Here is an 18818-nt window from a genome sequence, read left to right as displayed (position 1 = left end):
GGTCGAGGGTTGAGACAGGTGCCGATCCGCGGCGACCGGAGAGGACGATAGACGTACTTCCCTACGGTTCCGTAACCTACGGCAACGTAAGTATGGCAGTGAGGCGTCTCGCAGCAAGAGCCCCAGAACCTGCGCGTCCTCATGGACACCTATCCTTGGAATCGGTCGGACAGCGCGGTCCGCTCTGTTTTCTTCCCGGATGTCCGGCCGCTATGCGGACAGGCCCCGCCTGCCGCCCGGCCGACGGACGGGTCCCCTCCAGACGAGCTTCAACACTGCAAGGAGCCGCACCTGTGAGCAGTGCCGACGACCTGACTACCACCGCCACGACGACCGGCAGCGAGCTGCGCGCCGACATCCGGCGGCTGGGCGACCTCCTCGGCGAGACCCTCGTCCGGCAGGAGGGCCCCGAGCTGCTGGACCTCGTGGAGAAGGTCCGCCGCCTCACCCGCGAGGACGGCGAGGCCGCCGCCGAGCTGCTGCGCGGTACGGAACTGGAGACCGCCGCCAAGCTGGTCCGCGCCTTCTCCACCTACTTCCACCTCGCCAACGTCACCGAGCAGGTGCACCGCGGCCGCGAGCTGCGCGCCCGCCGCGCCGCCGAGGGCGGCCTGCTGGCCCGCACCGCCGACCGCCTCAAGGACGCCGACCCCGAGCACCTGCGGCAGACCGTCCAGAACCTCAACGTCCGCCCGGTGTTCACGGCGCACCCCACCGAGGCCGCGCGCCGCTCGGTCCTCAACAAGCTCCGGCGCATCGCCGCGCTCCTGGACGCGCCGGTCATCGAGTCCGACCGCCGCCGCACCGACATCCGCCTCGCCGAGAACATCGACCTGGTCTGGCAGACCGACGAGCTGCGCGTCGTACGCCCGGAGCCGGCGGACGAGGCCCGCAACGCCATCTACTACCTGGACGAGCTGCACGCCGACGCGGTCGGCGACGTCCTGGAGGACCTGACGGCGGAACTGGAGCGGGTCGGCGTCAAGCTCCCCGACGACACCCGCCCGCTGACCTTCGGCACCTGGATCGGCGGCGACCGCGACGGCAACCCCAACGTCACCCCCCAGGTGACCTGGGACGTCCTGATCCTCCAGCACGAGCACGGCATCAACGACGCCCTGGAGATGATCGACGAGCTCCGCGGCTTCCTCTCCAACTCCATCCGCTACGCCGGCGCGACCGAGGAACTCCTCGAATCGCTCCGGACGGACCTGGACCTGCTCCCGGAGATCAGCCCCCGCTACAAGCGGCTCAACGCCGAGGAGCCGTACCGCCTCAAGGCCACCTGCATCCGGCAGAAGCTGGAGAACACCAAGCGGCGCCTGGCCACCGGCACCCCGCACGAGTCCGGCCGCGACTACCTCGGCACCGCCGAGCTCCTCGGCGACCTGCGGCTGATCCAGACCTCGCTGCGCGCCCACCGCGGCGGCCTGTTCGCCGACGGCCGCCTGGCCCGGACGATCCGCACCCTCGCCGCGTTCGGCCTCCAGCTCGCCACCATGGACGTCCGCGAGCACGCCGACGCCCACCACCACGCCCTCGGCCAGCTCTTCGACCGCCTCGGCGAGGAGTCCTGGCGCTACACCGACATGCCCCGCGAGTACCGCTCCCGGCTCCTCGCCAAGGAGCTGCGGTCGCGCCGGCCGCTGGCCCCCACCCCGGCGCCCGTCGACGCGGCCGGCGAGAAGACCCTCGGCGTCTTCCAGACCGTGAAGCGGGCCCTGGCGGTCTTCGGGCCCGAGGTCGTCGAGTCGTACATCATCTCCATGTGCCAGGGCGCCGACGACGTCTTCGCCGCCGCCGTCCTCGCCCGCGAGGCCGGCCTGATCGACCTGCACGGCGGCTGGGCGAAGATCGGCATCGTGCCGCTCCTGGAGACCACCGACGAGCTCAAGGCGGCCGACACCATCCTGGAGGACATGCTCTCCGACCCGTCGTACCGCCGTCTGGTGGCGCTGCGCGGGGACGTCCAGGAGGTCATGCTCGGCTACTCCGACTCCTCGAAGTTCGGCGGCATCACCACCTCGCAGTGGGAGATCCACCGCGCCCAGCGCCGGCTGCGCGACGTCGCCCACCGCTACGGCGTCCGGCTGCGCCTCTTCCACGGCCGCGGCGGCACCGTCGGCCGCGGCGGCGGCCCCTCCCACGACGCGATCCTCGCCCAGCCCTGGGGCACCCTGGAGGGCGAGATCAAGGTCACCGAGCAGGGCGAGGTCATCTCCGACAAGTACCTCATCCCGTCCCTGGCTAGGGAGAACCTGGAACTGACGGTCGCGGCCACCCTCCAGGCCTCCGCCCTGCACACGGCCCCGCGCCAGTCGGTGGAGGCGCTGGCCCGCTGGGACGCGGCGATGGACGTGGTCAGCGACGCCGCCCACGCGGCCTACCGCCGTCTGGTCGAGGACCCGCACCTGCCGACGTACTTCCTCGCGTCGACCCCGGTGGACCAGCTCGCCGACCTGCACCTGGGCTCCCGGCCCTCCCGCCGCCCCGGCTCCGGCGTCTCGCTCGACGGACTGCGGGCCATCCCCTGGGTGTTCGGCTGGACCCAGTCCCGGCAGATCGTCCCCGGCTGGTTCGGCGTCGGCTCCGGCCTGAAGGCGCTGCGCGAGGCCGGCCTGGACACCGTCCTGGACGAGATGCACGAGCAGTGGCACTTCTTCCGCAACTTCGTCTCCAACGTCGAGATGACCCTCGCCAAGACGGACCTGCGGATCGCCCAGCACTACGTCGACACCCTCGTCCCCGACGAGCTCAAGCACGTCTTCGACACCATCCGGGCCGAGCACGAGCTGACCGTCGCCGAGGTCCTGAAGATCACCGGCGAGACCGAACTGCTCGACGCCACCCCGGTGCTCAAGCAGACCGTCGCCATCCGGGACGCCTACCTGGACCCGATCTCCTACCTCCAGGTGACGCTGCTCAAGCGGCAGCGCGACGAGGCCGCGGCGGGCGCCGAGCCCGACCCGCTGCTCGCCCGCGCCCTGCTGCTCACCGTCAACGGCGTCGCGGCCGGCCTGCGCAACACCGGCTGACCCTCCCGTGACACGGCGGTGCCCCCGGGGATCCGGCCCCGGGGGCACCGCCGTGTGTGCTCACTGGAGCGCGAGGAAGGCCACCGTGAGCAGCGCGAACCCCGAACCGCCCAGGATCCACGCCACCCGCCGCAGCCGCAGCCCCCCGGCGACCACCACCGACGCCAGCAGCAGCGCGCCGCCCAGCGGCACCCACGCGTACAGGATTCCGGCCGGCCCCGAACGGACCACGTCGTCGGTGCCGGGCTTCACGATCACGTCGTAGGTCTGCCCCTTGCGCACCGCGACGGACTTCCCGATGACGACGCTCCCGCGCGCGGACGCTCCGGAGGAGCCGGGGGTGAAGGGTCCCGTGCAGGTGTCCGCGCCGCACGCGGTCACCTCGACCGTGCCCCGCTCCTTGCCCTTGGTCAGCATCACGTCCTGGGCCGTCCCCCAGGACCCCCACACCCCGGCGACCAGGATCAGCACGGCGACCGCGCCCATCGCGGCGATCCGGCCGAAGCGCAGGGCGGCGACCGGGGCCGTGCGCGAGGAGGTGGCTGAGGCAGCAGGCATGGCCGGGATCATTGGCCATATTCCTACGGTCGGTCAACTGCCGTGGGGGACAAGTCAGGAGTTGTACGAGCTTTGCGCCCGCTCCAGCCCCTCGGTCACCAGCGCCTCCACGGCGTCCGCCGCCCGGTCCACGAAGTAGTCCAGTTCCTTGCGTTCCGTGGCCGCGAAGTCCTTCAGCACGAAGTCGGCGACCTGCATACGGCCCGGCGGGCGCCCGATCCCGAACCGCACCCGGTGGTAGTCCGGGCCCATCGCCTTGGTCATCGACTTCAGCCCGTTGTGGCCGTTGTCTCCGCCGCCGAGCTTGAGGCGCAGGACGCCGTAGTCGATGTCCAGTTCGTCATGGACCGCGACGACGTTGGCGAGCGGCACCTTGTAGAAGTCGCGCAGCGCGTTCACCGGCCCGCCGGACAGGTTCATGTACGACATCGGCTTGGCCAGGACCACCCGCCGCCCCGTCGGTCCCGGCGCCCCGATCCGTCCCTCCACGACCTGCGCCTGTGCCTTGCCGGCCCGCTTGAACTTCCCCCCGATCCGCCCGGCGATCAGGTCCGCGACCATGAAGCCGACGTTGTGCCGGTTCATCGCGTACTCGGGACCGGGGTTGCCGAGGCCGACGATCAGCCAGGGGGCGTTGGCGGAGGAGCCGCCTGCGGGGGTGGTCACGTCCATGTCTCCTTACACATGCCGCAGCCGCCGCCCCGGACGGGGACGGCGGCTGCGAGCCTAGCCTCTGCGGGCGGCCGTCCCGCGGGGCGGAACGGATGGCGGGACGGGCGCCGGGCCCGTCCCGCCGGCTCCGGTCGCCCGTGCGGCGGCCGGCGCTCCGGCTCAGGCCTCGGCGGCCTCTTCGCCCTCGGCGCCCTCGGTGGCCTCCTCGGCCTGCGCGGCCAGGACCTGGAGGACGACCGCGTCCTCCTCGACGGCCAGGGTCACGCCGGAGGGCAGGACGATGTCCTTGGCGAGGACGGAGGCGCCGGCCTCCAGGCCCTCGACGGAGACCGTGACGGCCTCGGGGATGTGGGTGGCCTCGGCCTCGACGGGCAGCGCGTTCAGGACGTGCTCCAGCAGGTTGCCGCCGGGGGCCAGCTCGCCCTCGGTCTGCACCGGGACCTCGACCGTGACCTTCTCGCCGCGCTTGACCAGCAGCAGGTCGACGTGCTCCAGGTAGCCCTTCAGCGGGTCGCGCTGCACGGCCTTCGGGATCGCCAGCTCGTTGGCCTTGCCGTCGATGTCCAGGGAGATCAGGACGTTCGGCGTGCGCAGCGCGAGCAGCAGCTCGTGGCCCGGGAGGGTCAGGTGCAGCGGGTCCGAACCGTGGCCGTACAGGACGACGGGGACCTTGGAGTCGCGGCGGATACGACGCGCGGCACCCTTGCCGAACTCGGTGCGCGTCTCGGCGGCGAGCTTCACCTCGGACATGTAGATCACTCCTCGTAGAGATAGAGACGGACGTGGTCACCCGGCCACGAACGGCCTGCTACGAAGAGCGCGTCGATAACGGAGGCGTGGCCTCCCTCGCCGAGCAACTGGGGAAGTCTACTCGGCGTGGGAGGCCACAGGAAAGTCGATCATCAGCGCCCTCCGGGCGCGGGCGATCACGCAGAAGCGTTCTTACGGCTCACTGCTCGTCGAACAGGCTGGTCACCGAGCCGTCCACGAACACCTCGCGCACCGCGCTGGCGATCGTCGGGGCGATCGACAGCACCGTGATCTTGTCCAGGTCGCGGCTCAGCTCGCCCGGCGTCGGCAGCGTGTTCGTGAACACGAACTCGCTCACCCGGGAGTTCTTCAGCCGGTCCGCCGCCGGACCCGACAGCACACCGTGCGTCGCGGTCACGATGACGTCCTCCGCGCCGTGCGCGAACAGCGCGTCCGCCGCGGCGCAGATGGTGCCGCCGGTGTCGATCATGTCGTCGACCAGGACGCACACCCGGCCCTTGACCTCACCCACGACCTCGTGGACGGTCACCTGGTTCGCCACGTCCTTGTCGCGCCGCTTGTGCACGATGGCCAGCGGCGCGCCGAGCCGGTCGCACCAGCGGTCGGCGACCCGGACCCGGCCGGCGTCCGGGGACACGACCGTCAGCTTGTTCCGGTCCATCTTCCCGCCCACGTAGTCCGCGAGCAGCGGCAGCGCGAACAGGTGGTCCACCGGACCGTCGAAGAAGCCCTGGATCTGGTCCGTGTGCAGGTCCACGGTCAGGATCCGGTCCGCGCCGGCCGTCTTCATCAGATCGGCGACCAGGCGCGCCGAGATCGGCTCGCGGCCCCGGTGCTTCTTGTCCTGGCGGGCGTAGCCGTAGAACGGCACGATCACCGTGATGGAGCGGGCCGACGCGCGCTTCAGCGCGTCGATCATGATCAGCTGCTCCATGATCCACTGGTTGATCGGGGCCGTGTGGCTCTGGATCACGAAGCAGTCCGCGCCGCGCGCGGACTCCTGATACCGGACGTAGATCTCGCCGTTCGCGAAGTCGAAGGCCTTCGTCGGGACGACCCCGACACCCAACTGCTGGGCGACCTCCTCGGCAAGCTCGGGGTGGGCGCGGCCGGAGAAGAACATCAGTTTCTTCTCACGGGTCGACTTGATCCCGGTCACAGCACTGTCTCCTCAGAGGTGTCTCAGCCGTACAGCTGGATGTCGAGCGACCTCTGCGCTGGGCGCGGGAGGCCGAATCAGCTGGTTAGGTGCGGGTGTGCACTTATCACGGTACGACGTCTTTGGCGCACCTGTTTCCGGTCAGTCTTCGCTCGTGCCCTGCCCGGAGGCCGTCTCGGCGGCCTTCGCGGCCGCGCTCCCGGGGCGCTTGCGGGCCACCCAACCCTCGATATTCCGCTGCTGACCGCGGGCCACGGCCAGCGAACCGGGCGGCACATCCTTCGTGATCACGGACCCGGCGGCGGTGTACGCGCCGTCCCCGATGGTGACAGGAGCCACAAACATGTTGTCCGAACCCGTCTTGCAGTGCGAGCCGACGGTCGTGTGGTGCTTGTTCTCCCCGTCGTAGTTCACGAACACACTCGCCGCGCCGATGTTCGTGAACGCGCCGATCGTCGCGTCACCCACGTAGGAGAGGTGCGGAACCTTCGTGCCCTCGCCGATGGAGGCGTTCTTCGTCTCCACGTAGGTGCCGATCTTGCCCTTGGCCCCGAGCCGGGTCCCCGGCCGCAGATAGGCGTACGGTCCCACGGTCGCGCCGGCCCCGACGTGCGCGGAGTCGGCCACCGTGGTGTCCACCCGCGCGCCCTCGTCGACCCGGGTGTCCCTGAGCCGGCTGTTCGGCCCGACCTCGGCGCCCTCGCCCAGGTGCGTCGAACCGTGCAGCTGCGTCCCGGGGTGCACGACGACGTCCTGCCCGAAGGTCACCGCCACGTCGATCCAGGTCGTCGCCGGGTCCACCACCGTCACACCGGCGAGCATCGCCCGCTCCAGCAGCCGGTCGTTCAGGGTCCGCCGCGCCTCGGCCAGCTGCACCCGGTTGTTGATGCCCGCGATCTCCCGGTGGTCCTCCGCCACCGAGGCGCCGACCCGGTGCCCGGCCTCGCGCAGGATGCCCAGCACGTCCGTCAGGTACTCCTCGCCCTGGCTGTTGTCCGTGCGCACCTTGCCGAGCGCGTCGGCGAGCAACTGCCCGTCGAAGGCGAACACCCCGGAGTTGATCTCCCGGATCGCCCGCTGGGCCTCGGAGGCGTCCTTGTGCTCGACGATCGCCGTCACGGTCCCGGACGCCTCGTCGCGCACGATGCGGCCGTACCCGGTCGCGTCCGGCACCTCCGCCGTCAGCACGGTCACCGCGTTGCCGTCGGCGTGATGGGTCCCGGCGAGCCGCTGCAGGGTCCGGCCGGTCAGCAGCGGGGTGTCCCCGCAGACCACGACCACGGTCCCGTCGACGCTCCCGCCCAGCTCCTCCAGCGCCATCCGTACGGCGTGCCCGGTGCCGTTCTGCTGCTCCTGCACGGCGGTGCGGACGGTGCTGTCGACCCCGCCGAGGTGCGCCGCGACCTGCTCGCGCGCGTGCCCGACGACGACGACCAGGTTCTCGGGGTCCAACTCACGGGAGGCGGCGAGCACATGACCCACCAGGGAACGGCCACAGATCTCATGCAGGACCTTGGGTGTGGCCGACTTCATACGGGTGCCCTCACCCGCTGCGAGAACGACGACGGCTGCCGGGCGAATGGCGCTCACGGAGTTGCCCTTCGGCTTTTTGGATGAGTGGGGGTGACATCCGCAGGATACCGGGGCGTTTCGTGGGGGACATGAGAGTGGGCCCTGACGGAGCTGTCAGGGCCTGAACGGTACGGCTCCCCCGCCAGGACTCGAACCCGGACAAATGGCACCAAAAGCCACGGTGCTGCCAATTACACCACGGGGGAAAATCTCGACCTGGCCGGACATGTGGCCAGTCCGTCGAGTGGCGCTCCCTACTATGCCGTACCGAGTGCCCTCGACGCGACGGAACAGAATCGCGCTCCGCGGGACACCGCTTCCGGGGCAATCCCGGTGCCCTCCTCAGGTGTTCCGGCGTACCCCCGGGCCCGGGCGGAATGTGATGTTCCGGGTTTGAACGGGAGTGGTTCGGAAGTTCGAGGGATACCAGTGGGTTTCGGTGCTGTTCGGTTACGGAGTGTGGTGTAGGGCAGTAGACGAAACTCACCGGAAAAGCCCAGCCTCGCGCCCGTAGGCTGGGAGCCATGACCACGACGGGGGCAGACCACGCGACGGCCTTGACCGGGCCGTGGTGGTGGTCGAGGTGGCGCGGCGCCGTACTGGACGTGGGCCTCGCGCTGGTCTCGGCGCTGGAGTGCGGGGCGGAGGGCGTCCCGTTCGCGCGGGACGCGGGGATCCCCACTTCGGCGGGGATCGTGTTCGGCCTGCTGGCCGGTTCCGTGCTGCTGCTCCGCCGCAAGTGGCCGATGGCCGTCGTCCTCGTCTCGATCGCGATCACACCCGCCCAGATGGGCTTCCTGATGGGCATCGTCGGCCTCTACACCCTCGCCGCCGCTGAGCTGCCGCGCCGGATCATCGTGGCGCTGGCGGGGATGTCCCTGGTGGGCACGATGATCGTGACGTTCGTACGGGTCAGACAGGACATGGCGCGGGGCGACCTGACGCTGGGGGACTGGTTCGTCCCGTTCGCCGCGGTCACCACCTCGCTGGGCCTGACCGCACCGCCGTTGCTGCTCGGCCTCTACGTGGGCGCGCGCCGGCGGCTGATGGAGAGCCTGCGGGAACGGGCGGACAGCCTGGAGCGGGAGCTGCAACTACTCGCCGAACGGGCGGAGGAACGCGCGGAGTGGGCCCGGGGCGAGGAGCGGACGCGCATCGCGCGCGACATGCACGACGTGGTCGCCCACCGGGTGAGCCTGATGGTGGTGCACGCGGCGGCCATCCAGGCGGTGGCCCGCAAGGACCCGGAGAAGGCCGTGCGGAACGCGGCGCTGGTGGGGGACATGGGGCGCCAGGCGCTGACCGAGCTGCGGGAGATGCTGGGGGTGCTGCGCTCGGGCGACACCACGCAGCGCCGTACGGCGTCGCCGGGGTTGTCCGGTCCCGCCGGTTCCTTCGGTTCTGTTGATTCTGCGGGTTCTGCGGGTTCTTCCGGGCCGGCCGGGGCTTCCGGGGTGTCGGGGGCCGTCGGGGTGCCGGGGGCGGCAGGGCCTTCCGTGCCCTCGGGGTCCGCCTCGTCCTTCGTGCCGTCCGGGCCGGTGTCCTCCGCGGCCGCGGCGGTGCCGTTGGCCGCGGTGGGGGCGGCGGCCGCGGCGGCGGCTTCGCGGGCGGCGGAGGAGGAGGGGCCGCACCTGTCGGAGCTGGAGGAGCTGATCGGCCAGTCGGCCGCGGCGGGCATGGTGGTGGACCTGTCGGTCGAGGGGGACATCCGGTCCTACGCCGCGCGGATCGAGCAGACGGCGTACCGGGTGGTGCAGGAGGCCCTGACCAACGTCCACAAGCACGCGGCCGGCGCGAAGACCCATGTGCGGCTCGCGCACCGGGTGGCCGAGATCGCGATGCAGGTGGAGAACGAGCCGCCGCCGGAGCCCGGGGCGGCCTCGGCCGGTCTGCCGTCGGGCGGCAACGGCCTGGTCGGGATGCGGGAGCGGGTGCTGGGCCTGGGCGGGGTGTTCGTGTCGGGACCGACGGACGCCGGGGGCTTCCGGGTGTCGGCGGTGATCCCGGCGGCGGTCCCGGCGGCCTGAGAGCCGGTCACGCGGGACCGGCGACGGCCTGGAGGCCGGTTGCGGCGGGCGCGGCGACGGTCTGGAGGCCGGTTGTTGCGGGAGCGGGGCAGGACTTCAGGCGCCGGTTGCGCGGGAGCCGCGTCGGCCTGGAGGCTGGCTGCTGCGGGAGCGGGGCCGGGTGGTGCCGGGTGGTGCCGCCGCGTACCGCGCCGCGTGTGCGTGTGGGCCTGCTCGTGCCGGCTGCCGCGCCCGCTGTCACGCGTGGGTGGTGAGCCGCCGGGGTTCGACGCCCGCGATCAGCGTGGCGAGGGCGCGGTCGATGTCCGGGCCGACGTACCAGTCACCGGTGTGGTCGAGCGTGTAGACGCGGCCCTCGGAGTCGATGGCGAGCAGGGAGCGGGTGTCGGTCTCCTCGCCGAGCGGGCAGATCTCGGTGTCGAGGGCCCGGCCCAGGTCGCCGAGGGTGCGGGCGAGGTGGAGACCGTGCAGGGGGTCGAGATGGAGCGCGGCCGGGGCGACCTGACGGCCGTTCCCGGTGGGGCTGACGCGCAGGCCGCCGAACTCGGCCCAGGCCTCCACGGCGGCGGGGAAGACGGCGTGCTGGTGTCCCGCGGGCGAGACGTGGTCGCGCAGGGTGTCGGCCCAGATCTCGGCCTGCTTTATGTCCCATCGCCCGGGCTGCCAGCCGGCGGCGCGCAGGGCGGCGTCGACGGGTACGGCGAAGCGGGTGGTGGAGGTGCGGTCGGGGTGCATCTGCCCTTCGATCGTGCTGTTGCTGTTGCTGTTGCTGTTGCTGTTGCTGTTGCTGTTGCTGTTGCTGTTGCTGTTGCTGTTGCGGGTGCGGGTGCGGGTGCGGGTGCGGGTGCGGGTGCGGGTGCGGGTGTGGTGCGCTCTGTGCCTGCGGCGCCTTCGGCGTCGTCCTCTGTACGTCCCGTGGCGGGCGACGACTCAGTCGTCGTCGCCCGTGGGGTCGACGACGCGGACGCCGAAGTGGGCGGTCAGAGCGGTGCAGGCCCGGCAGGGGGCGGCGAAGCTGCCGTGCAGGGGGTCGCCGTCCTCGCGTATGCGGCGGGCGGTGAGCTTGGCCTGCTTGAGGGCTCTGCGGGCTTCGCCGTTGGTCATGGGTTTGCGCAGCGCGCGTTTGCTGCGGGCCGCGTCGGCGGCGCTGATGTGCCGTGAGATGAGGATCGCCTCGGCGCAGCGGCCGGTGGAACGGTCGCGCTGTCCGCTGGGCAGTGTGTCGAGGAACTCCTGGACCAACGCGTGCAGCGCGGGCGGCTGGTCGCCCCGGGCGGCGGTGCCGGTGAGGGTCGCGCCGCGGACGGAGAGGGCCGCGGCGACCGTCGGCAGGATGCCGTCACGGCGGTGCTGGAGCGTGGGCGCGGGGGGTGCTTCGGTGCTGCTCCAGCCGACGCGGGGGTCGCCGCCCGCGCCGCTCCGGGCGGCGCCGGGCACGGCCGTGTGCGGTCCCGTCTGCGTGGCGTTCATGATCGTCTTCCCCTCCCGGGCATCCCCCCGAAAGTCACAGACTGCCAAATCCCGTGGCGGGTGCGGAAGCTGGGGCCGTGCGACACGCCCGGGTTTGGGCAGGCTGTCACGGCGGGGTGACGGCTGGTCACCGAAGCGGAGGGCCGGTGACCGGGGTCCCTCTACCGCATAGGCTGTCGGCACCGCGATGGGAGCGGTCGACGCGTCTGGGACGTGGGAGAGACAGCCGGATACGGGCCGTGGCGCGCATTGGGGCGCGGTTTCGGTTCGTACAGAGTGCCGCAGGGGGCAACCGTCATGACGACAGGTCGGCTCGGGCAGGCCGCGCCGCCGAACGTGGCCTACGCCGGGCAGGTCGTGCATTTCCCGGATCCGGTCCGGGCGGCACGTCACCCGAGAGGGGTACGCATGGACGAGCACGGCTACCCCGACTTCTCGCCCTACGCGCGCGCGGCGGCGGAGATCGCCGACCCGCCGGAGGGTTTCGGCGTCGACGAACTGCGGCTGACGGACTTCGTCTCCGCGAACGCGGTGCTGTCCGCCTCCGGCCACGAACTGTGGGACACGGTGCCCGCGGTGGCGACCCCGCACGGCTGGGCATGGCACCACGTGGTCGGTTCGCGGCGGCTGGAGCTGGTCCCGGTCGAGGTGAAGGCGCTGCTGCGGCACCACGGCGGTGTGGCGACGGCGCGGGTCGACCAGGCCAAGCGCGGCACCCGCCCGCTCCAGGAGACCCGGCCCGCGCACTTCGGGCTGCCGAAGTCGGGCGTGGCGGTCTCGGAGCAGCAGGTGCAGGGCGTCGAGGAGGACCTGGGGTACCGGCTGCCGGGCGCCTACCGCTCCTTCCTGAAGGCGGCGGGCGGCTGCGCCCCGGTCGGCACGGCCCTGGACGCGGAGCTCGGACTCCTGCTCGACCAGCCGTTCTTCACGGTCCGCGACGAGGCCGCGGTCAACGACCTCGTGTACGTCAACAAGTGCCTGCGCGACCATCTCACCAAGGACTACCTGGGCGTGACGTTCGTGCAGGGCGGTCTGCTCGCGGTGAAGGTGAGGGGCGACCGGCTGGGCTCGGTGTGGTTCTGCGCGTACGACGACGTACGCGACGTCGACCCCTCCCTGCCCCCGGCCGAGCGCGTCGAACGGCTGTTGCTGCCGTGCGGTGATGACTTTGACGTGTTCCTGTCGCGGCTGGCGGGCTCCCCGCCCGAGCTGGAGACGGTGGCGAACCTCATGGTGGACGGCGGCTTCGCCCGCGCCGCCTCTGTTGGCTCGGGGGAGTGAGCTCAGGCATGGTGACGTTCGCGCAGGCGCAGGAGCGCGCGGAAGAGTGGATCAACGGGGACGTGCCCGCCTACCAGCACCGCGAGGTGCGGGTGCGGGAGTTCGGCCTCGGGTTCGTGGTGTGGGGCGAGGACCGCGCGGAGGGCCCGCGTTCGGACGCGGGCGGACAGCGGCTCGTCATCGCCCGCGACAGCGGCGAGGCCACACTCTGGCCCGCCCTGCCGGTCGGCGAGGTGATCCGCCGCTACGAGGAGGAGTACGGCCGTGAGCCGGAGGTCGCCGACGAGGTGCCGGCGCCCGCGGCCCGCGTCGACCTCAACCAGACGTCCTTCCTGTTGAGCCCGCCCGAGTGGCTCCAGGAGGCGGCGGACAGAATGGGCATCCCGGATCGGCGCTCGGAGTCGGGTTCCGGTTCGGGGGCGGCGGACGGGGAGACCGCGGCCGGGAGGCCCGGTGCGGGCGTCGGTGCGGGTCCGGGTCCGGGTGCGGGTGTCGGCGGAGGCGTCGGCGGACGTGCCGCTGAGCTTGCCGAGACGCAGGCCGGGGTTCCGGCGGGGGGCAGCGGGGCTTCCTGGCCGGCGGCCGGTGGTGGTCCGGGAACGGGCGCGGGCGTGGGAGCGGGAGCCGGGGCAGGGGCGCCGGGTGTGACCAACGCGCCCGCCGGTGCCACCCCCTGGGCCGGTACCGACACGAACGCCGATGCCGGCGAGGACCGTTCCGTTCCCCTCCCCGCGACGGTGTTCGCGCCGCCGCTGAACGAATCCGGCGACGGTTCCCTGGGCGACGCCAGGACGGAGCTGATGGCGGGCGGCAGCCAACTGCCGCCGACGACGGTCTCCCCGGCGCTCGGCGACACGGGTGCGCCGGGGGCGCCTGGTGTGCCCGGCGCGCGGGCCGCGCAGGGTGGTGCGCCGAGTGGACCCGGGGCGCCTGGGACGGCCGGTGCGCCGGTGGTGCCGGGTGCACCCGGGGCGCACGGTCCGGCCGGCGCGCCCAGCGTGCCTGGCGTGCCGCAGGGCAGCACGCCCCCGCCGCCCCCTCCGGGCGCCCAGTCGTACGGCTACCCGCCGCCGTCTCCGGGCACGGCGGTTCCCGGCACGCCCCCGCCGGGCGTACCCACCCCTCCGCAGGGACCCGCGACCCCGCCTTCCTACGGCTACCCGCAGGGCCCGCCCGCCCCGCAGAGCTACGGCTACCCGCAGCCACCGGCCGGCGCACCCGACGCGCCGCGCCCCCCGGCGGGTCCGGCCGCTCCGGGGCGCCCTCTCGCGCCGAACGCGAGCGACATAGCGGACGTCGCGACGAGCAAGGCCGCTCCGCCGCCGCGCAGGTCGCGCGGTGGGGCCGGTGCGCCGCCTCCGCCGCCGGGCGCCCCGGGAACGCCGGGCGCGCGCCCCGGGAACGCACCACAGCCGCCCGCCCCGCCCGCCCCCGGCGTACCGGCGGGCGGGTACGTGCCGACCCAGATGGTCTCGGCGCTGGGCCCCGACGGACCGGAAGGCCCGGGCCGCCCCGGCGCCGGCGCGGCGCAGGCGCCGGGCGCGCAGACTCCGCCGGGCGCCCCCAACCCGCCCGGTGCGCCGGGCACCCCTGGCGGCACGCCCCCGGGTGACGTTCATCGCGCGGCCACGATGCTGGCCGACCCGAACGGGACGGGAGGGGGCGCACCACATGCCCCGGGCGCCCCGGGCGTACCCCCCGCGCCGGGCGCACCGCAGCCTCCGGGCGCCCCGGGCGCACCCTTCGCCCCCGGAGCACCGCCTGCTCCTGGCGCCCCCGGCGCCCCGCAGCCGCCAGGCGCCCCGGGCATGCCGCCCGCGCCGGGCGCGCAGGGCTCTGCGGGTGGTGCGCACGGTGCTGTCCACCACGCGGAGACCGTGCTGGCCGCGCCTCCGGTGGTCGGCCCGGGCGCACCCGGCATGCCGCCGGGCGCTCCGCAGATGCCGCCTCCGGCGCCGGTCGGCGCGATGCCGCCGCCCGGGCAGCCCGTGCCGGGGCAGCCCCCGGCGTACGGCTACCCGCAGCAGGGGCAGCCGACGGTGGGCCCCGGCTACCAGGCCGTGCTGCGCTACCGCGCGCAGGACGGTTCGGAGCAGCAGCTGATCCGGCGTTCGGCTCCGGGTACACCGCACCCGGAGTGGCAGATCTTCCACGAGCTGCGCGCGATGAACGTGCCGCCGGACCAGGTGCTGGAGCTGCACACGGAGCTGGAGTCGTGCGAGCTGCCGGGCGCCTACTGCGCGCGGATGATCCGGGAGCAGTGGCCGCAGGCGCGGCTCGCGAGCATCGCGCCGTACGGGACGGACCACGCGAGCCGTCAGCAGGGCATGCGGCAGCTGCTGGCGCACCAGGGCGAGCTGCACCAGGTGGCGGCCGGTCCCGCGCGGCCCGCGCCGGTGCGGGCGCCGTTGCCGCAGGTGCAGGTGGCGCCGCCGATCCCGCCGGAGGCGATCGCGCAGGAACTGGCGGCGGCGTTCGGGCCTGGCGTGTTCCGGTTCGAGCAGGCGGCGGTGTCGCGGCAGGGTGTGCCGCCGATCGTGGCGCACATGCTGGTGGCGGCGGGGCTGCCGCTGGACATGGGGCCGTTCTTCTGGGCGCAGGCCCAGCCGGGCCGTCCGGTGCCGACGCTGGCGGAGCTGGCGCAGGAGCGCGGTGTGCAGCCGGCGCCGGACGCGGGCTCGTACCTCGTCATGGGCACCGACTTCGGCAAGGCGGTCTGTGTCCAGTACGGCACCGCGAACATCGTGGCCGTGCCGGTGGAGGCGGGGCCGGGCGGTGCGTCCGTGCCGCCGCAGTTCGTCAACACCGGGCTGCCCGAGTTCGCGCGCTGCCTGGCGCTGCTCGGCCGGATGTGGCGGCTCAGGTTCGGCCTGAACCAGGAGCAGGCGGGCCGCTGGACCGTCGACTTCCAGGCCCAGCTGGCCTCCCTTGACCCGGCGGCGCTCGGTTCGCCGGAGAGCTGGTGGTCGGTGCTGCTGGAGCAGATGTGGGACGGGCTGCTGTAGGGCGGCGCTGAGGAACGGCCCGTGGGGGGCCGGTCCGGTCGAGTGACCGGACCGGCCCCCCACGCGCGCGTGCGCGTCACTCGGCTCGACCACCGGCCCCGGTTCGGGGTGGGCGGCCCCCACGCGCGCGTGCGCGTCACCGCCCCGTACTGCTCGGGCGGTCCGCCGGGGAGGCGTTCTCCCGCCTCCGAACGGGCCGTGACGCTCCGTTCGCCGCGGGTCTGAACGCGGCACCGAAACCGGTGGTCTCCCGCACCCTGTCCGACGAGTACCGGCTGCTCACCTTCCCCACCGTGCCCGGCACCGGCCTGCCGCTCCTCCCCACCGACGGGCGTGCGGCTGAGTGCTTCACGCCCTTCCGTGCGCCCTCACCCCGGAGTGCGGGCATCCGGCGCCCCCACCGTGACGTTCCTGCGGAGTGTCGCGTTATGGACACTTAGGCCCGATCCATCAAGATATGCGCTAAATCATTATTTCGTGTGTGTCCGGCGGAGAGGGGTTCCCGGGGTGAGCAGCGCATCGATCCCGACGTACGGCTTCGCGACCGTCCGGGGGCGTGGCTACCGCCCCGAGCAGGTCGACACGTTCACGGCGGCGCTCTCCGACGACCGGGACGCGGCGTGGGAGCGCGCCGCGCGGCTCACCGTCCTCGCCAAGGACATGGGCGCGGAGGCCGAGCGGCTGCGCGCCGTCGTCGCGCAACTCGCGCCGCAGACGTACGAGGCGCTCGGGGAGGGCGCGCAGCGGTTGTTCCGGCTCGCGCTGGAGGAGGCTGCGGCCGTGCGCGAGACCGCCCGGCGTGCGCTGACCGACGGGGTGGTGAATGCAGAGGCGCGCGCCGAGAGCGCGTGCCGAGTGGCGCGGGAAGAGGCCGACGCGCTCCGCGCGGACGTCGAGGAGCGCGCCCGGCAACGGCTCCTCGTCGCGCGTGCCGAGGCGGACGAACTGCGCATCGGCGCCCGGCTGGAGGTGAAGGAACGGCGCGGTGAGGCCCTCGCGGCCCTGCGCGAGGTGCGGCAGCGCACCACCGCGATGCTCGCCGAACAGGCCAGGGGGCACGCCGCCCGCTGGGCCGAGGCGGAGCGCGAGGAGGCCGCGCGCGCCGCCTCGGCCGACGTGCGCGACGCCGAGCGCGTCGCCCGCGCCGAGGCCGCCCTGTCCGAGGCGAAGCGTGCCCTCGGCGAGGCGGAGGAGTCCGCGCGACGGTCCCAGGAGGAGGCACGCGCGCGTGCCGCCGAGATGCTCGCCGAGGCGCGGATCCGTGCGGACCGCGTCGCCCGGGAGACCGAGCGGGTGCTGCGCGAGCACGGGGAGACCTGGGACGACGTACAGGCGCACATGGACCACATGCGCAACAGCCTGATGTCCCTCACCGGGCGCGCGACGGCCGAGTAGCGCCCCCGCGCGCACGCCCCCCGCACGCTCCGCGTTCTCAACTCCCCCTGCGCACCGCCCCCGCCAGGATCCGTCCCTCCACCGCACATGGCGGGGCTCCGGCGGCTCCGGCGGCAACGGCCGCCAGGGGTAGGTGAGATGCGGGGGCTCGTGCGGGGAAGGGGCGTGGGACATCCCGGTGCTCCTTGCCGGATCGGGCCCGTGGCGGCGGACCGCGGGGAGAGGGGGAGCGGTGCCCGCACGTTACTCGCTGGTATCCGGAGCGCGCGGTGTTCTCCCCGAACTGGGCGGTCGGTATGCGCTTGCTGTACGAGGGCGCGGCTGACCTCGGGTGTTGCCCGTGTTGACGCTGCGGCGTGAGTCAGTCCCTGAGGACCGGGAAGCGTCGTGGGGCGATGAACAGCAGCACCAGGAACGCCAGTGCGGCCGCGCCCGCCGCTCCCAGGTACACCGCGTGCACCGCGTCGGCGATGGCGTGGCGGGTGGCCTCGGGGGCCGTTCCGTCGTCCAGCGCGCGCGTGACCGAGTCGAGGTCGCCCGAGCCGCCCAGGCGGGCGGCGAGCACCCCGTTGGCGACCGCCCCGAACACCGAGGCGCCGATCGTCTGCCCGGTCTGCCGGCAGAAGAGCACCGACGCGGTCGTCGTGCCCCGCTCCTCCCAGCCCACCGTCGACTGCACGCCCACGATCAGCGGCAGCTGGAACAGGCCCAGCGCGCCGCCCAGCAGCAGCATCAGCAGCGCCGGCTGCCAGGCCGAACCCGGGTAGGGCAGGAAGGGGAAGGCGAAGAGGATCAGCGCGCCCGTGCCGACGCCGATCATCGCGGTGTCGCGGAAACCGATGCGCCGGTAGACGTGCTGGCTGAAGGCCGCCGAGATCGGCCAGCTCAGCGTCCACACCGACAGCACGAACCCGGCGGTCACCGGCCCGAGCCCGAGCACCGACTGCGCGTACGTCGGCAGGAACACCGTCGGCGCCACCATCAGCAGCCCCAGCGCGCCGAGCGCCAGGTTGACGGCCGCGATCGTACGGCGGCGCCACACCCACCCCGGGATGATCGGCTCGCGAGCCCGGCGCTCGATCCACACCACGAGCCCCACCAGTACGAGCCCGGTGGTGAACAGCGCGCACGACGGCGCGGACCACCACGCCCACGCCACCCCGCCCTGTACGAGCGCCGTCAGCAGCACACCTCCGCACGCGAAGACCGCCAGCGCGCCCGCCCAGTCCACTCGCGGGGGCGTGCGCGGCGCGCGCTCCGGCTCGTGCAGATGACGCACTATCAGCCAGAGCGCCGCCGCGCCGATCGGCAGGTTGACGAGGAAGATCCACCGCCAGTCCGCGTACGCGGCCAGCACCCCGCCCAGCCCCGGCCCGGCGACCGCCGACACCGCCCACACCGTGGACAGCTTGGACTGGATCTTCGGCCGCTCCTCCAGCGGGTACAGGTCGGCCGCGAGGGTCTGCACGGTGCCCTGGAGCGCGCCGCCGCCGAGGCCCTGCACGATCCGGAACGCGATCAGCGCGCCCATGTTCCACGCCAGCCCGCACAGCAGCGACCCGAGCAGGAACACCGCGGCGCCCGCCACCAGCACCGGCTTGCGCCCGAAGGTGTCGGAGAGCTTGCCGTACACCGGCAGCGTCACCGTCACGGCCAGCAGATAGCCGGAGAACAGCCAGGAGAAGACGGAGAACCCGCCGAGGTCGCCGACGATCTGCGGGACGGCGGTGGAGACGATGGTGGAGTCGAGCGCCGTCAGCGCCATGGCGAGCATCAGGGCGGCCACCACGGCCCGCCGCCGGCCCGTCCCGGCCGCGCGCCCCGCCGCATGTATCGCGGGTGTCGTGCTCCCCACCCCGGATCCCCTCCCCAT

13 protein-coding genes and 1 tRNA gene are annotated in these 18818 nt (G+C 73.2%); 5 read left to right on the top strand and 9 right to left on the bottom strand.

The window, feature by feature from the left end:
- The first annotated feature begins 293 nt into the window (after window positions 1-293).
- Window positions 294-3035: a phosphoenolpyruvate carboxylase gene (gene ppc / locus ACZ619_RS19915; protein WP_469600354.1), complete on the top strand. Its 2742-nt coding sequence runs from the start codon at window positions 294-296 to the stop codon at window positions 3033-3035.
- A 60-nt stretch (window positions 3036-3095) separates the two neighbouring features.
- Here ppc and ACZ619_RS19910 read toward each other — a convergent pair whose 3' ends face one another.
- From ACZ619_RS19910 to ACZ619_RS19885, 6 genes are all read right to left on the bottom strand, one after another.
- Window positions 3096-3605, bottom strand: coding sequence for a hypothetical protein (locus ACZ619_RS19910; RefSeq protein WP_469600352.1), 510 nt, complete (start codon window positions 3603-3605; stop codon window positions 3096-3098).
- Between the two features lie 42 nt (window positions 3606-3647).
- On the bottom strand, window positions 3648-4265 hold the full coding sequence (gene pth, locus ACZ619_RS19905; protein WP_469600350.1) for an aminoacyl-tRNA hydrolase: 618 nt from the start codon (window positions 4263-4265) through the stop codon (window positions 3648-3650).
- Window positions 4266-4424: 159 nt separating this feature from the next.
- A complete protein-coding gene (locus tag ACZ619_RS19900; protein ID WP_469600348.1) occupies window positions 4425-5015 on the bottom strand; it encodes a 50S ribosomal protein L25/general stress protein Ctc in 591 nt (196 codons plus the stop codon).
- Window positions 5016-5214: 199 nt separating this feature from the next.
- The gene (locus ACZ619_RS19895) at window positions 5215-6195 is read right to left on the bottom strand and encodes a ribose-phosphate diphosphokinase (protein WP_469600345.1); all 981 of its coding nucleotides are present in this window, start codon (window positions 6193-6195) and stop codon (window positions 5215-5217) included.
- 141 nt (window positions 6196-6336) lie between these two features.
- Window positions 6337-7785 (bottom strand): bifunctional UDP-N-acetylglucosamine diphosphorylase/glucosamine-1-phosphate N-acetyltransferase GlmU, encoded by a 1449-nt coding sequence (gene glmU / locus ACZ619_RS19890; RefSeq protein ID WP_469600342.1) that lies wholly within the window; start codon window positions 7783-7785, stop codon window positions 6337-6339.
- A 116-nt stretch (window positions 7786-7901) separates the two neighbouring features.
- A tRNA-Gln gene (locus ACZ619_RS19885) sits at window positions 7902-7973 on the bottom strand.
- A gap of 318 nt (window positions 7974-8291) precedes the next feature.
- Here ACZ619_RS19885 and ACZ619_RS19880 point away from each other — a divergent pair.
- Entirely contained in the window at window positions 8292-9794 is a 1503-nt protein-coding gene (locus tag ACZ619_RS19880; protein ID WP_469600339.1) for a histidine kinase, read from the top strand.
- A gap of 237 nt (window positions 9795-10031) precedes the next feature.
- Here ACZ619_RS19880 and ACZ619_RS19875 read toward each other — a convergent pair whose 3' ends face one another.
- Together ACZ619_RS19875 and ACZ619_RS19870 are read right to left on the bottom strand one after the other, a co-directional pair.
- Window positions 10032-10529, bottom strand: coding sequence for an SUKH-3 domain-containing protein (locus ACZ619_RS19875; protein WP_469600336.1), 498 nt, complete (start codon window positions 10527-10529; stop codon window positions 10032-10034).
- A 195-nt stretch (window positions 10530-10724) separates the two neighbouring features.
- Window positions 10725-11264: a YwqJ-related putative deaminase gene (locus tag ACZ619_RS19870; protein WP_469600334.1), complete on the bottom strand. Its 540-nt coding sequence runs from the start codon at window positions 11262-11264 to the stop codon at window positions 10725-10727.
- A 297-nt stretch (window positions 11265-11561) separates the two neighbouring features.
- Here ACZ619_RS19870 and ACZ619_RS19865 point away from each other — a divergent pair, with 297 nt between their 5' ends.
- The 3 genes from ACZ619_RS19865 (at window position 11562) to ACZ619_RS19855 (ending at window position 16945) form a co-directional block, all read left to right on the top strand.
- A complete protein-coding gene (locus tag ACZ619_RS19865) occupies window positions 11562-12545 on the top strand; it encodes an SMI1/KNR4 family protein (protein WP_469600332.1) in 984 nt (327 codons plus the stop codon).
- Window positions 12546-12553: 8 nt separating this feature from the next.
- Window positions 12554-15550, top strand: a complete 2997-nt coding sequence (locus ACZ619_RS19860; RefSeq protein ID WP_469600330.1) for an SUKH-4 family immunity protein — start codon at window positions 12554-12556, stop codon at window positions 15548-15550.
- A 507-nt stretch (window positions 15551-16057) separates the two neighbouring features.
- Window positions 16058-16945 (top strand): cellulose-binding protein, encoded by an 888-nt coding sequence (locus tag ACZ619_RS19855; RefSeq protein WP_469600327.1) that lies wholly within the window; start codon window positions 16058-16060, stop codon window positions 16943-16945.
- 361 nt (window positions 16946-17306) lie between these two features.
- On the opposite strand, the gene ACZ619_RS19850 is transcribed toward ACZ619_RS19855, so the two are convergent.
- Window positions 17307-18800: an MFS transporter gene (locus ACZ619_RS19850; protein WP_469600325.1), complete on the bottom strand. Its 1494-nt coding sequence runs from the start codon at window positions 18798-18800 to the stop codon at window positions 17307-17309.
- Window positions 18801-18818: the final 18 nt, after the last annotated feature.

Source organism: Streptomyces sp. NPDC104367 (genome assembly GCF_055583825.1).
The sequence above is the reverse complement of the archived record's forward strand: the minus strand, read 5'-3'. Positions and strand labels throughout refer to the sequence as shown.

Bases quoted from the DNA above. Each gene is read 5' to 3' on its own strand.
- ACZ619_RS19910 (WP_469600352.1), bottom strand. From the start codon at position 3,605: ATGATCCCGGCCATGCCTGCTGCCTCAGCCACCTCCTCGCGCACGGCC.
- pth (WP_469600350.1), bottom strand. From the start codon at position 4,265: ATGGACGTGACCACCCCCGCAGGCGGCTCCTCCGCCAACGCCCCCTGG.
- ACZ619_RS19900 (WP_469600348.1), bottom strand. From the start codon at position 5,015: ATGTCCGAGGTGAAGCTCGCCGCCGAGACGCGCACCGAGTTCGGCAAG.
- ACZ619_RS19880 (WP_469600339.1), top strand. From the start codon at position 8,292: ATGACCACGACGGGGGCAGACCACGCGACGGCCTTGACCGGGCCGTGG.
- ACZ619_RS19875 (WP_469600336.1), bottom strand. From the start codon at position 10,529: ATGCACCCCGACCGCACCTCCACCACCCGCTTCGCCGTACCCGTCGAC.
- ACZ619_RS19870 (WP_469600334.1), bottom strand. From the start codon at position 11,264: ATGAACGCCACGCAGACGGGACCGCACACGGCCGTGCCCGGCGCCGCC.
- ACZ619_RS19865 (WP_469600332.1), top strand. From the start codon at position 11,562: ATGACGACAGGTCGGCTCGGGCAGGCCGCGCCGCCGAACGTGGCCTAC.
- ACZ619_RS19860 (WP_469600330.1), top strand. From the start codon at position 12,554: ATGGTGACGTTCGCGCAGGCGCAGGAGCGCGCGGAAGAGTGGATCAAC.